Origin of the sequence: Azohydromonas lata, assembly GCF_034427735.1 — a bacterium.
GTDB lineage: Bacteria > Pseudomonadota > Gammaproteobacteria > Burkholderiales > Burkholderiaceae_C > Azohydromonas > Azohydromonas lata.
Map to the genome: position 1 here is coordinate 19444 of NZ_JAXOJX010000073.1, position 12590 is coordinate 32033.

The 12590-nt window shown below is 70.0% G+C and carries 15 protein-coding genes; 9 read left to right on the plus strand and 6 right to left on the minus strand.

Going from position 1 to position 12590, the window contains the following annotated elements:
• The first annotated feature begins 146 nt into the window (after positions 1-146).
• Positions 147-914 carry a hypothetical protein gene (locus SM757_RS28670; protein WP_322467980.1) on the plus strand — a complete coding sequence of 256 codons (768 nt, stop codon included), beginning with the start codon at positions 147-149 and terminating at the stop codon, positions 912-914.
• Between the two features lie 3 nt (positions 915-917).
• Here the strand turns inward: SM757_RS28670 and SM757_RS28675 are convergent, their stop codons facing one another.
• The 4 genes from SM757_RS28675 to lplT form a co-directional block, all read right to left on the minus strand.
• A complete protein-coding gene (locus tag SM757_RS28675) occupies positions 918-2111 on the minus strand; it encodes an amino acid aminotransferase (protein ID WP_322467981.1) in 1194 nt (397 codons plus the stop codon).
• Between the two features lie 56 nt (positions 2112-2167).
• Positions 2168-2662, minus strand: coding sequence for a glutathione peroxidase (locus tag SM757_RS28680; RefSeq protein ID WP_066337840.1), 495 nt, complete (start codon positions 2660-2662; stop codon positions 2168-2170).
• Between the two features lie 70 nt (positions 2663-2732).
• Positions 2733-3629, minus strand: coding sequence for a DMT family transporter (locus SM757_RS28685; RefSeq protein WP_322467982.1), 897 nt, complete (start codon positions 3627-3629; stop codon positions 2733-2735).
• Positions 3626-4903: a lysophospholipid transporter LplT gene (gene lplT / locus SM757_RS28690; protein ID WP_066337905.1), complete on the minus strand. Its 1278-nt coding sequence runs from the start codon at positions 4901-4903 to the stop codon at positions 3626-3628. Before lplT ends, SM757_RS28685 begins: the two co-directional genes overlap by 4 nt.
• A 203-nt stretch (positions 4904-5106) precedes the next feature.
• On the opposite strand from lplT, the gene alr reads away from it, so the two are divergent.
• From alr to SM757_RS28710, 4 genes are all read left to right on the plus strand, one after another.
• Positions 5107-6207: an alanine racemase gene (alr, locus tag SM757_RS28695; RefSeq protein ID WP_322467983.1), complete on the plus strand. Its 1101-nt coding sequence runs from the start codon at positions 5107-5109 to the stop codon at positions 6205-6207.
• Between the two features lie 58 nt (positions 6208-6265).
• A complete protein-coding gene (locus SM757_RS28700) occupies positions 6266-6799 on the plus strand; it encodes an acyl-CoA thioesterase (protein WP_066337844.1) in 534 nt (177 codons plus the stop codon).
• A gap of 13 nt (positions 6800-6812) precedes the next feature.
• A complete protein-coding gene (arfB, locus tag SM757_RS28705) occupies positions 6813-7217 on the plus strand; it encodes an alternative ribosome rescue aminoacyl-tRNA hydrolase ArfB (RefSeq protein WP_084267606.1) in 405 nt (134 codons plus the stop codon).
• A 122-nt stretch (positions 7218-7339) separates the two neighbouring features.
• The gene (locus tag SM757_RS28710) at positions 7340-7681 is read left to right on the plus strand and encodes a hypothetical protein (protein WP_238455816.1); all 342 of its coding nucleotides are present in this window, start codon (positions 7340-7342) and stop codon (positions 7679-7681) included.
• Between the two features lie 7 nt (positions 7682-7688).
• On the opposite strand, the gene SM757_RS28715 is transcribed toward SM757_RS28710, so the two are convergent.
• The gene (locus tag SM757_RS28715; RefSeq protein WP_157119033.1) at positions 7689-8891 is read right to left on the minus strand and encodes an SGNH/GDSL hydrolase family protein; all 1203 of its coding nucleotides are present in this window, start codon (positions 8889-8891) and stop codon (positions 7689-7691) included.
• A 150-nt stretch (positions 8892-9041) separates the two neighbouring features.
• Between SM757_RS28715 and radA the strand changes: the two genes are divergently transcribed.
• The 4 genes from radA to SM757_RS28735 all read left to right on the plus strand — a co-directional run bounded on the left by radA (position 9042) and on the right by SM757_RS28735 (position 12095).
• A complete protein-coding gene (radA, locus tag SM757_RS28720) occupies positions 9042-10412 on the plus strand; it encodes a DNA repair protein RadA (protein ID WP_066337849.1) in 1371 nt (456 codons plus the stop codon).
• A gap of 28 nt (positions 10413-10440) precedes the next feature.
• Positions 10441-10824: a hypothetical protein gene (locus tag SM757_RS28725; RefSeq protein WP_322467984.1), complete on the plus strand. Its 384-nt coding sequence runs from the start codon at positions 10441-10443 to the stop codon at positions 10822-10824.
• A 104-nt stretch (positions 10825-10928) separates the two neighbouring features.
• Positions 10929-11852: a branched-chain amino acid transaminase gene (locus tag SM757_RS28730; RefSeq protein WP_066337851.1), complete on the plus strand. Its 924-nt coding sequence runs from the start codon at positions 10929-10931 to the stop codon at positions 11850-11852.
• Positions 11853-11882: 30 nt separating this feature from the next.
• On the plus strand, positions 11883-12095 hold the full coding sequence (locus SM757_RS28735; RefSeq protein WP_066337910.1) for a zinc-finger domain-containing protein: 213 nt from the start codon (positions 11883-11885) through the stop codon (positions 12093-12095).
• 93 nt (positions 12096-12188) lie between these two features.
• Here SM757_RS28735 and SM757_RS28740 read toward each other — a convergent pair.
• A partial coding sequence (locus SM757_RS28740; RefSeq protein WP_322467985.1) for an anti-sigma factor occupies positions 12189-12590 on the minus strand: 402 nt, incomplete at its 5' end.

Here is a 12590-nt window from a genome sequence, read left to right on the forward strand (position 1 = left end):
TTTCAAGGCTGTACCCGCAAATTCGACAAAACAGTCAGGGAGCCGGCATGACCTACGACGAGGACGAGGCTGCGCAACAACTGCGCGCGCAGCAGCTTCAATACCTGCAGTCCAAACGCAACAGGCTCATGCAGGAGGCCGGCGGATTGAAAACGCTGGTGCTGGGCTCCTCGCATGGGGATTACGCCTTCAATCCCGCCTTTTGCCCCGGTTCGTTCAACCTCTGCTCGCGATCCCAGGATTTTCAATATTCCCTGCTGATGTACGCGCAATGGGCGCCGCGGTGCCCGCAATTGCAGGACGTCGTCGTGTTCTGCTCGGTGTTCTCGCCCGGCTTCGTGCTGGAGAAGTCGCCCTCGCAGGCGCCCCTGGCGCCGCTGCTCAACGAGGTGTTCCAACTTGGACGGCACTACGAGCCCGGGCCGCTGGCGGCCATTGCCGACGCGGTGCACGGGCAGGCGGGCGATGCAAATTTCTTGTTGAAAGGCGAAAGCGGGTTTTTGCCGGCATTCGAAAAGGATTTACTGCCCGCCGAATATGGAGCAGGCAAGCGCGCCCACGAGCATTTGAAATACAACCGGCGGCAAGGCGGATTGCCCTACCTGGCGGAGATCTTGAAAACAAGCCAGGAGCGGGGCCACCGGATTCATATGGCCCTGTCGCCCGCCAGGCCGGATTACAGAATGGCGCTGGGCCGCGATGCCGGCGACTTGTTTGAATCCATATTCAAGACCATGCAGGACTTGAACGGGGAACCGGCCGCGCAGGTCTTGAATTTCTTTGATTCGCCGCTGTTCGGCGAAGCGGATTTCGGGGACTTCGACCACCTGCACCCGTTGGGCGCAGGCGTCGAAAAGCTCTCGCGAGAGATCGGCCGGGCCGTGGCGGGTGCCGCGGCCCGGCAGGCTGCCTAGGGATCAGGCCAGCACGGCCGCCATGGCGTCGGCCACGGCCTGGACGTTGCCCGTGTTCAGGCCGGCGACGCACATGCGGCCGGAGCGCACGAGGTAGACGGCGTGTTCCTCGCGCAGGCGGTCCACCTGCTCGGCGCTGAGGCCGGTGTAGCTGAACATGCCGCGCTGGGTCAGGAAGTAGTCGAAGTTGCGGCCCGGCAGCTTGGCGCTGAGCACGCCGTGCAGGCTGCGGCGCATGGCGGCGATGCGCTCGCGCATAGCGGCCACTTCGCCCTCCCACTGGGCGCGCAGCGCAGGGTCGTTCAGCACCCTGGCCACCACCAGGCCGGCGTGGATGGGCGGGCTGGAGTAGTTGCGGCGCACGGTCGCCTTGAGCTGGCCCAGCACCAGGTCGGCCTCGGCCGCGTCGGCGCAGACCACGCTGAGCGCACCGGCGCGCTCGCCGTAGAGGCTCATGCTCTTGGAGAACGAGTTCGCCACGAAGAAGCGCAGGCCCGCGTCGGCCAGGGCGCGGATGGCGAAGGCGTCTTCGTCAATGCCGTCGCCGTAGCCCTGGTAGGCCAGGTCCAGGTAGGGCAGCAGCTTGCCGTCCTTGAGCACGGGGATGAGCTGCAGCCACTGCTCGCGCGTGAGGTCCACGCCGGTGGGGTTGTGGCAGCAGGCGTGCAGCAGCACCACGGAGCCTGCGGGCACCTCGCGCAGCGCGGCCAGCATGGCGTCGAACTTCAGGCCGCCGGTGGCCGCGTCGTAGTAGGGGTAGGTGTGCACGGGCAGGCCGGCACCTTCGAACATGGCGCGGTGGTTGTCCCAGGTCGGGTCGCTGACCCACACGCCCACGCCGGGGAACCAGCGCTTCAAGAAATCGGCGCCCACCTTGAGGCCGCCGCTGGAGCCCACGGTCTGCAGCGTGGCGATGCGCTGGCCCGTGACGGCCTCGTGGCCGGCGCCGAACAGCAGCTTCTGCACCGCGGCGCGGCAGGCGGCGGAGCCTTCGATGGGCAGGTAGGACTTGGCCGCGTTCTCGGCCAGGAGTTGCGCTTCGGCGCGGTGCACGCTCTCCAGCACGGGGATGCGGCCGGCATCGTCGAAGTAGATGCCGATGGAGAGGTTGACCTTGTTGGGCCGGGGATCGGTCTGGAACTGCTCGTTGAGGCCCAGGATGGGATCGCCCGCGTAGGGCTCGAGGTGCTGGAACATGGGGCTGACTCCGAAGGACCCGGGATGATAGGGGCGCCGCAGGCCGGCCCCCGCCTTCAGCCCAGCGCCTTCTCGATGTCCGCTTCGAGCTTCTGCGGCGCCTCGGCGGGGCCGTAGCGGCGGATGACGTGGCCGTCGCGGCCGACCAGGAACTTGGTGAAGTTCCACTTGACGGCCTTGCTGCCCAGCAGCCCCGGCGCCTGCGCGCACAGCCATTTCCACAGCGGGTGAGCGTGCGCGCCGTTGACCTCCACCTTGCTCATGAGCGGAAAGCTCACGCCGTAGCGCGTGCTGCAGAAATCCAGGATCTGCTGCTCGGTGCCCGGCTCCTGGCCGCCGAACTGGTTGCACGGAAAACCCAGCACCACCAGGCCGCGGGCGCGGTAGCGCGCCCACAGCGCCTCCAGCCCGGCGAGCTGCGGCGTGAAGCCGCAGCGGCTGGCGGTGTTGACGATGAGCAGCACGCGGTCGCGGTACTCCATCAGCGACACGGGCCGGCCGTCTATGCCATGGGTTTCGAAGGTGTAGAGGCTGCCGTTGTTGTGGTTCATGGCGCACGTTCGTCCTGCACGGGGGACGAGGATCGTAGCGCCGGGGCGCCGCGCCGCCAGGGGTGAAGCGTCAGTGCCCGCGCCGCGTGGCCAGCACCACGGCCGAGACGATGAGCACGCCGCCGAGCAGCAGCCGCCCCGTGAAGTCGCCCGCGCCCAACGCGAAGGCCGACAGCGAGGCGAACAGCAGCTCGCTGAGCATGATCACCGCCGTCACCTGCGCCGGCAGCCGCGTGGCGCCGTACTGCAGCGCCAGGTTGGCCAGGATGAAGCAGCCGGCGAACGCCATCGCCCCCAGCGCCCAGGGCAGCGGCAGCACCGCCGGCGCCGGCACCCGGCCCGCGGCGGTGAGCAGCGCCGCCAGCGCCCCGGCCACCACCGCGCCGCCCATGAACATGGCCATGCCGCGCGCGGCCGGGCTCTGGTGCGCCTGGCGGCGCAGCATCACGTTGTTCAGGGCGAAGCTGAAGCCGCCCAACACGCCCAGCGCCTCCGGCAGGTTGCGCGGCAGCGGCAGCCCGCCTCCTTCAGGCCACAGCACGGTGCCCGCGCCCGCCAGCGCCAGCGCCATGCGCACGCCCGCGGCGGCGTTGAGCTTTTCATGCAGCAGCACGCGCCCAAGCAGCAGGGCCCACAGCGGCATCAAGTAGAAGAGCAGCACCACGCGCACCACGTCGCCCGTGGCGGCGGCCCAATTGAATGAGGCGTTGGTCGTGCCCGCGGCCAGCACCAGCACCCACAGCGCCGGCGTGCGCGCCAATTGCAGCAGCGCACGCGGGCGGGCGGCCACCAGCAGCGCCAGCGCCAGCAGGTAGATCAGCGCCGTGGACCACAGCGGGTGCAGGCCCTGCGCGTGCAGCAGCCGGAACGGCCACCAGGACAGGCCCCAGACGAAGGCATTGAAGGTCAGCGCCAGCGCGGGCAGCAGGGCCCGGGGGGCGGCGCCGCCGTGCAGCGCGCGGCTCAATGCCGGTCGGTGCGCGCGATGGCGAGCAGCCGCTCGACCTCGTCGCGGTGGCGCACGCAGTTGCGCAGGTGCCAGCGGCCGATGAGGGCCATGATGCCCGCCACCACGATGCCGAAGATGGTGATGGCGCCGAAGGCCGACAGGCCCAGCTTGGTCATGCCCGTGTAGAAGGCGCCCAAGCCGAGGATGCAGGCCTGCTCGTTGAAGTTCTGCACGGCGATGGAGCGGCCCGCGCCCATGAGGTTGTGGCCGCGGTGCTGCAGCAGCGCGTTCATGGGCACCACCAGGTAGCCGCCGATGCCGCCGAGCAGGATCAGGAAGGGCGCCGCGATCCACACGTCGGTGATGAAGTTCATGCCGATCACGAGCAGCCCCATCACCACGCCCAGCGGGATGACGCCGGTGGCGCGGTCGAGCTTCATAGCCAGCGAGGCGACGATGGCCCCCACCGCCGTGCCTATGGCCACCACGCCCACCAGCGCCGAGGCCTGCGTGGTGCCGTATCCCAGCGCCGCCGCGGCCCAGGCCAGGACGATGTAGCGCAGGTTGCCCGACACGCCCCAGAACAGCGTGGTGGTGGCCAGCGAGATCTGGCCCAGCTTGTCGGCCCACAGCCGCGCATTGCAGTGCGAGAAGTCGCGCACCAGGCCGGGCAGGCCCAGTTCCAGCGGCTGCAGCGGCGCCTCGGTGCGCGGGATGCGCAGGTTGAACAGAGCCGCGGCGACGTACAGCAGGATCATGGACGCGATGGCCGCTTCCGGCGGCGTGTCCACGCCCGTGTCTATCAGCGGAAAGTCCAGCCCAAGCAGCGCCTGGCCCACCTTGGGCCCAACGAGCTGCCCGCCCAGGAGCACGCCCAGGATGATGGAACCGATGGTGAGGCCCTCTATCCAGCCGTTGGCCTTGACCAGTTGCGAGGGCGGCAGCAGCTCGGTGAGGATGCCGTACTTGGCCGGCGAGTAGGCCGCCGCACCCAGGCCCACGATGGCGTAGGCCGCCAGCGGGTGCGTGCCGAACAGCATCATCAGGCAGCCCACCACCTTGATGCTGTTGGAAACGAACATGACCTTGCCCTTGGGCACCGCGTCGGCAAAAGCGCCCACGAAGGGCGCCAGCACCACGTAGAACAGGGCAAACATCGGCACCAGCGCCGCCCGCTGCCATTCGGCAGCCCCCGAGGTCTTGAGCAGTTCGACCGCCGCGACGAACAGCGCGTTGTCAGCCAGCGAGCTGAAAAACTGCGCTGACATGATCGTGTAAAAGCCTTTTTTCATGCGCAGCGGGCAGCAGCCGGGCACCGGCCAGGCCGGCATCTCGGTGCGCCAGGGAATTCTTAGGGGGTTGCCTAGGCCGTGGAGCGCGGGGTTATAGCACGCGGTATTCCCGGCTCCCGCATGGTGAAAGCGGCTTGCGCTGCAAAGGCAGAATTGCTCCTCACTTTGCAGCGCCCTGCCCCGCCGTACCCGCTACAACCGCCATGCCGCGTCCCATCCAAGCCCTGATCCACACCGCCGCCCTCACGCACAACCTGGCGCGCGCACGCGCCGCCGCGCCGGACGCGCGGGTGTGGGCGGTGGTCAAGGCCAACGCCTATGGCCACGGCATAGAGAACGTCTTCCAGGCCTTTCGCGGCGCCGACGGCTTCGCGCTGCTGGACCTGGAGGAGGCCAAGCGGCTGCGCGCGCTGGACTGGCGCGGGCCCATCCTGCTGCTCGAAGGCTGCTTCGAACCGCGCGACCTGGAGCTGTGCTCGCGCCTGGACCTGTGGCACGTGGTGCACCGCGAGGCGCAGATCGACTGGCTGGCCGCGCACAAGACGCAGCTGCCGCACCGCGTCTTCCTGAAGCTCAACAGCGGCATGAACCGCCTGGGCTTCACGCCTCAAGCCTTCCGGTCGGCCTGGGTGCGGCTCAACGCGCTGCCGCAGGTGGACGAGATTTCCTTCATGACCCACTTCGCCGATGCCGATGGCCCGCGCGGCATCGAGCACCAGTTGAAATGCTTCCTGGAGGCGACGGCCGACCTGCAGGGCGAGCGTTCCCTGAGCAACAGCGCCGCGGCGCTGCGCCTGGCCGGGGACGACCCGCAGGTGCGCGCCGACTGGGTGCGCCCGGGGATCATGACCTACGGCAGCGCGCCGGATTACCCCGAGCACGACATCGCCCACTGGGACCTGCAGCCCACCATGACGCTGCGCTCGCAACTGATTGCCGTGCAGCACCTGCAGGGCGGCGACACCGTGGGCTATGGCAGCACCTTCACCGCCGAGCAGCCCATGCGCATAGGCATCGTCGCTTGCGGCTATGCCGACGGCTACCCGCGCCACGCCGGCACGGGCACGCCGGTGCTGGTGGAGGGCGTGCGCACGCGCACGCTTGGGCGCGTTTCCATGGACATGCTGGCCGTGGACCTCACGCCCGTGCCCGCCGCGCAGTGCGGCGCCGAGGTCACGCTGTGGGGCAAGGGCCCGCGCGGCACGGTGCTTGCGATAGACGAGGTGGCCCGCGCCGCCGGCACCCTGGGCTATGAATTGATGTGCGCCGTGGCCCCGCGCGTGCCGGTGCTGGCCGCCGCCTGACCCCGGCCGAAACGCCGCGCGGGCACCGTTTTTCCCTTCACACAGGACTTCGCAGTACATGAACCACCTGCCCGCCCACCAGCTCTCCATGACGGTGCTGATGACGCCCGACACCGCCAATTTCTCGGGCAACGTGCACGGCGGCGCCATCCTGAAGCTGCTGGACCAGGTGGCCTACGCCTGCGCCAGCCGCTACGCCGGGCGCTACGTGGTGACGCTGTCGGTGGACCAGGTGATGTTCCGCCAGCCCATCCATGTGGGCGAGCTGGTCACCTTCCTGGCCAGCATCAACCACACGGGCACGTCCTCGATGGAGGTGGGCATCAAGGTGATTGCCGAGGACATACGCACCCAGGTGGTGCGCCACGTCAACAGCTGCTTCTTCACCATGGTGGCGGTGGACGACGACCGCAAGCCCGCCCCCGTGCCGCCGCTGCGCCCCTTCACGCCGGAGGAGAAGCGCCGTTTCGAGCAGGCCAAGGTGCGCCGCGCGCTGCGCCAGGAGCTGGAGCAGCGCTACCAGACCATGCGCGAGCAGCCCGCCGCCCCGGCCGAGCCGCTGGCCACCCCGGCCAAGGCCACCAAGCACTGAAGCCCGTTCTGCCGTGAAGCCCAGCGTCCGCGTCCAGCCGCACGAGGTGCACTGCACGGCGATGCGCGCGCAAGGCGCGGGCGGGCAGAACGTCAACAAGGTGTCGACGGCCATCCACCTGCGCTACGACGTCCACGCCAGCTCGCTGCCGGAGGACGTCAAGGAGCGGCTGCTGGCGCTGGGCGATGCACGCATCACGCGCGAGGGCGTGGTGGTGATCAAGGCGCAGGAGCACCGCAGCCAGGAGATGAACCGCGCCGACGCGCTCACGCGGCTGCAGGCGCTGGTGGACAGCGTGGCCGAGGCGCCCAAGACCCGCCGGCCCACCAAGCCTACGCGCGCCTCGCAGCGCCGCCGGGTGGAAGCCAAGGCGCGGCATGGGGCCATCAAGGCGATGCGCGGGCGGGTGGACGGCTGATAGTCCGCCATGCGCGCCGGGCACCATGCCCACCGCCGCCCAATTGTGAAGCGCAGGTAAAGCTGGTCATCCCCGCCCCGGCCACCGCCGTTGGGACGGCATCTGCCCTGACGGAGATGGACATGCAAGCACAAGCCCCGGCACGCCGCCGCGCGTTGTTGGCCGGCGGCCTGGCCGCCCTGGCACTGGCCCTGGGCGGCTGCGTCGTGGCGCCGGCCCAGCCCTACTACTACGGCGACGTCGCCACCGCGCCGCCCCCCGCGCCGCTGGTGGAGAGCTACGGCGCGCCGCCCGTGGTCGGCTCCATCTGGATCAACGGCTACTGGCGCTGGGGCGGCGCCCGCTACGCCTGGGTGCCGGGCTACTGGCACGCGCCGCGCCCGGGCTACTACTGGGAGCCGCACCGCTGGGCCCCGGCCGGCCCGGGCTGGCGCATGGCCCCGGGCTACTGGCGGCGCGGCTGACGCTGGGTCAGGAAGCAGGCTGCGGCAGCGGCGCCAGGGTGCAGTCGCTGCTGAACAGGCCGTTGCACGGGCGCGCGCCGTAGGCGCCCAGCCAGCCCGCGCGCGTCATGGCGTCCGTCACCACGCGCGCGAGCAACTGGTAGCCGTAGGGCGTGAGGTGCACCGTGTCGGCAAACCACCAGCGCGACACGTCGGGCGCCACCACCGTGGCCTTGTTGCAGAACAGCGAATTGAAGCGCTGCGAGGACAGCAGGCAGGCCGGCTGCGTCGTGTTCACCAGCCCGTAGAGCGCCGGGCTCTGCGCCTGCTGCCGGCTGGCGGTGAAGGCGTCCACCACCAGCACGCGAGGCTCGTTGGCAAAGGCCTGCTGCAGCGGCGCGTTGAAGGCCTGCGAGAACTGCGAGATCACCGCGCGCTGCTCCACCGACAGCGACACCACCGAGGGCGTCACGCCGATGTCGGGCAGCAGCACCAGCGCCACGCGCTGCGCGCCACGGGCCAGCAACTGGCTCTGCACCAGCGCCGCGAGTTGCGCTCCGGCCAGGGCCATGTTCTGAATGGCTTGAGTCGCCAGGGCAGTGATGGTGTCGGCATCCGCGCCGGTGAGCAGCGCGCCCACCAGCGGCTCGACCTGCACCAGCGCGTCGTTGCCGCCGGCCATCACCGTGACCAGCTCCCCATTGCCGAAGCGCCCGCCGGCCAGGGCCAGGTGGCGGGCGATCTGCACCGTCAGCGGGTCGGTGGACGCGCCCAAGAGGCCGCGCTGGTCATCAGGCAGCCGTGCCGCGTTGCCGGGGCCGTAGGGGTCGGTGACGCGCGCGCCGCCCTGGGCGTAGTTGAAGCAGCCGGCATGGTCCTGCGTGGCCTCGGCCAGGGCCAGGTAGGGACTGCCCGGCGGCGGGTTGAGGCCCGTGCGCGCCGCGCAGGGCGCGGGCAGCGCCAGCTCGCGCGCGAGCTGCTCGGTCCAGTTGGTGCCCGCCGCGGGGCGCGTGGCGCTGTAGTCATTGACGGTGAACTGACCGCCATCGAACACGGCGCGCATGCCCGCCGTGCGGTAGGTGCCCACGTCGCTCAGGCTGTCGCCAAAGCTCACCAGCCGCGCGTAGCTTGGGCCGTCATTGCCGCCGTCGCTGCCGCCGCAGCCCGCCAGCAGCGCCGCCGCAGCCACCGCGGCGGCCATGCAGGTCCGTGTCCATTTTCTTGCCCTCATGTCGCATCTCCGTTGAAGGACGCGCAGTTGTGAACCTTTTCCGCGCGCCCTCCAGCCACGTCAATGCGGGATTGCCTGCCGCGCGCCGGTTCGCCTTGCCGCTTGGCCGCGCGCGGGCGCGGGCATGCGCGGCGCCCGGACAATCGGGGGATGGCACGTGAAAAAACCATCTACACCTGCACCGAGTGCGGGGGCACCAGCGCCAAGTGGCTTGGGCGCTGCCCGGCCTGCGGGGCCTGGAACACGCTGGTCGAGGGGCCGGCGGACGTCAGCGCCGCGGGCGCATCGAAAAACCGCTTCCAGGCCCTGGCCAAGAGCCAGCCGGTGGCCACGCTCAGCGAGATCGAGGCCGGCGACGTGGCGCGCACGCCCACGGGCATCGAGGAGCTGGACCGCGTGCTGGGCGGCGGCATCGTGGCCGGCGGCGTGGTGCTCATCGGCGGCGACCCGGGCATAGGCAAGTCCACGCTGCTGCTGCAGGCGGTGGACGCGCTCTCGCAGCAGATGCTGGTGCTCTACGTCACCGGCGAGGAGTCCGGCGCCCAAGTGGCGCTGCGTGCGCGGCGCCTGGGCCTGGAAGGCGCGCGCGTGCGCGTGCTGGCCGAGATCAACCTGGAAAAGATCCTCGCCACCGTGGAAGCCGAGCGCCCGGCCTTCTGCGTCATCGACTCCATCCAGACGCTGTACTCCGAGCAGCTCACCTCGGCGCCGGGCTCGGTGGCGCAGGTGCGCGAGTGCGCCGCGCACCTCACGCGCTCGGCCAAGGGCGGCGGCACCAGCATCGTGCTGGTGGGCCACGTCACCAAGGAAGGCGCCCTGGCCGGCCCGCGCGTGCTGGAGCACATGGTGGACACGGTGCTGTACTTCGAGGGCGACACGCACTCCAGCTTCCGCCTGGTGCGCGCCATCAAGAACCGCTTCGGCGCGGTCAACGAGATCGGCGTGTTCGCCATGACGGAGAAGGGCCTCAAGGGCGTGGCCAACCCCAGCGCCATCTTCCTGAGCACCCACGGTGAGCCCGTGCCGGGATCGTGCGTGCTGGTGACGCTGGAGGGCACGCGGCCGCTGCTGGTGGAAATACAGGCGCTGGTGGATGCGGGCGGGCCGAGCCCGCGGCGGCTGTCCGTGGGCTTGGACCGCGACCGGCTGGCCATGCTGCTGGCGGTGCTGCACCGGCACGCGGGCGTGTCGTGCATGGACCAGGACGTGTTCGTCAACGCCGTGGGCGGCGTGCGCATCAGCGAGCCCGCGGCCGACTTGGCCGTGCTGCTGGCCATCCACTCCAGCCTGCGCGGCAAGCCGCTGCCGCGCGGCTTCATAGCTTTCGGCGAAGTGGGCCTGGCCGGCGAGGTGCGCCCCGCGCCGCGCGGCCAGGAGCGCTTGAAAGAGGCCGCCAAGCTGGGCTTCAGCGTGGCGGTGGTGCCGCGGGCCAACCTGCCCAAGAAACCCATTGAGGGGCTGAGCATCCACCCGGTGGAGCGCATCGAAGAAGCCATCCAGGTGCTGCGCGGCCTGGACTGACCACGGACGAACGAGAAAGGAAACGACGATGAACCAATGGCTGGGTTGGATATTGGCGCTGGCGGCGCTGGCGGTGGGCTACGTGCAGCACGGCTGGCAAGGCGCATTGATGGGGCTGACGGTGGTGGCGTTCTGGCTGCTGCTGCAGTTCAATCGCGCCGTGCGCGTGATGCGCAACGCCAACCGCGCGCCCGTGGGCCACGTGGACAGCGCCGTGATGCTCAACGCCAAGCTCAAGCCGGGCATGCGCATGCTCGACATCGTGTCGCTCACCCGCAGCCTGGGCCAGCGCCTGGACGGCGGCGGCGAGCGCTGGGTCTGGCGCGACGCCGGCGGCGCCCGCGTGGAGGTGGAGATGAAGGGCGGGCGCTGCAGCCGCTGGAGCCTCGCACGCGAGGACGATGTGGCCTAGTACCGCTGCGCGCCGCCCCGGATACCGCGCGTTTGGGCGGACCGGTGCGGTCGCCCTCGTAGAATCGTGAGTTTTTCCCAACAGGCAAATTTCCGGAGTCCACGATGTCCATGCACGACCGCGACGGCAAGATCTGGATGGACGGCGAGCTCGTCGACTGGCGTGACGCCAAGATCCATGTCCTGACCCACACGCTGCACTACGGCTGCGGCGCCTTCGAGGGCGTGCGCGCCTACAACACGGTCAACGGCACGGCCATCTTCCGGCTGCGCGAGCACACCGAGCGGCTGTTCAACAGCGCCAAGATCCTGCGCATGAAGATCCCCTTCTCGGTCGAGCAGATCGAGCAGGCCCAGTGCGAGGTGGTGCGCACCAACAATCTGGAGAGCTGCTACCTGCGCCCGCTGGTGTGGATAGGCTCGGAGAAGCTGGGCGTGAGCCCCAAGGGCAACCAGATCCACGTGATGGTCGCGGCCTGGCCCTGGGGCGCCTACCTGGGCGAAGAGGGCTTGAAGCGCGGCATCCGCGTCAAGACCAGCAGCTACACCCGCCACCACGTCAACATCACCATGACGCAGGCCAAGGCGGTGAGCAACTACAGCAACTCCATCCTGGCCAACATGGAAGCCACGGAGGACGGCTACGACGAGGCGCTGCTGCTGGACTCGGCCGGCTTCGTCAGCGAAGGCGCGGGCGAGAACATCTTCGTGATCAAGAACGGCGTGGTGTACACGCCCGACCTGTCGGCCGGCGCGCTCAACGGCATCACGCGCAACACCATCTTCGCGATCTGCCAGGACCTGGGCCTGAAGCTCGTGGAAAAGCGCATCACCCGCGACGAGGTGTACATCGCCGACGAGGCCTTCTTCACCGGCACCGCCGCTGAAGTCACGCCCATCCGCGAGCTCGACCGCATCGAGATCGGCCGCGGCTACCGCGGTCCCATCACCGAAAAGATCCAGGCCGCCTTCTTCGACATCGTCAACGGCCGCAACGCCAAGTACGGCGAGTGGCTGACCAAGGTCTGAGCCTGATTTTCGAACCCAGGGAGCGCAAACGTGAGCACCACCGAAGCCAAGTCCGTCGTCGAAGTCTCCGCCTCCGAGCTGCAAGGCCCGGGCGTGGTGTTCTGCCCCAACCCAAAGATGCCGCTGTGGAGCACGCACCCGCGCGTCTTCATCGACGTGGCCACCACCGGCGAAGGTGCCTGCCCCTATTGCGGCACCCACTACCGCCTCAAGGCCGGCGAGAAGGTGTCGGCGCACCACTGAGGCGCCGCCCCGGAGCCCCAGCTTTCATGGCCGGGACGCCCTGAACGAAGCCGCCCCGCGTGGGCGGCTTTTTCTTGGGCGCGGCGGACGCGCTCAAAGCTGCAGCCGGCCGCTGTAGAGCACGGGGCCGGTGGGCGCGCCGGTGGGCGAGCCGCCAGCGGGCTCCAGGCTCACCGCCAGCGCCGCGGTGCCGGGGCCCAGCACGGCCGCGGGCAGCCGCTCGCGCGGCAGCACCGTCACGCCCTGCGGCGAGATCAGGCCCAGCGAGCGCGGCGCGCCCTGCGGCGGCAGCGCCCACAGCTCCAGCGCGCGGTCCTGCGCCACGTTCACGGGCAGCAGCGGACGCGTCACCAGCGAGCGGCCGTCGCCGGCAAAGCTCGCCACGAAGGCCGGGCTGCTCGCATTGGCGCCGCCCGCGCCCTGCAGCACCACGATCACCGGCGGCGGGCTCGCCACCGGGCGCACGACCAGCACGGCCAGGGCGCTGTCTCTTAT

Excerpts from the sequence above, each read along its gene's own strand:
- SM757_RS28675 (WP_322467981.1), bottom strand. The coding sequence starts at position 2,111 with ATGTTCCAGCACCTCGAGCCCTACGCGGGCGATCCCATCCTGGGCCTC.
- SM757_RS28680 (WP_066337840.1), bottom strand. The coding sequence starts at position 2,662 with ATGAACCACAACAACGGCAGCCTCTACACCTTCGAAACCCATGGCATA.
- lplT (WP_066337905.1), bottom strand. The coding sequence starts at position 4,903 with ATGAAAAAAGGCTTTTACACGATCATGTCAGCGCAGTTTTTCAGCTCG.
- alr (WP_322467983.1), top strand. The coding sequence starts at position 5,107 with ATGCCGCGTCCCATCCAAGCCCTGATCCACACCGCCGCCCTCACGCAC.
- SM757_RS28700 (WP_066337844.1), top strand. The coding sequence starts at position 6,266 with ATGAACCACCTGCCCGCCCACCAGCTCTCCATGACGGTGCTGATGACG.
- SM757_RS28710 (WP_238455816.1), top strand. The coding sequence starts at position 7,340 with ATGCAAGCACAAGCCCCGGCACGCCGCCGCGCGTTGTTGGCCGGCGGC.
- SM757_RS28715 (WP_157119033.1), bottom strand. The coding sequence starts at position 8,891 with ATGAGGGCAAGAAAATGGACACGGACCTGCATGGCCGCCGCGGTGGCT.
- radA (WP_066337849.1), top strand. The coding sequence starts at position 9,042 with ATGGCACGTGAAAAAACCATCTACACCTGCACCGAGTGCGGGGGCACC.
- SM757_RS28725 (WP_322467984.1), top strand. The coding sequence starts at position 10,441 with ATGAACCAATGGCTGGGTTGGATATTGGCGCTGGCGGCGCTGGCGGTG.
- SM757_RS28730 (WP_066337851.1), top strand. The coding sequence starts at position 10,929 with ATGTCCATGCACGACCGCGACGGCAAGATCTGGATGGACGGCGAGCTC.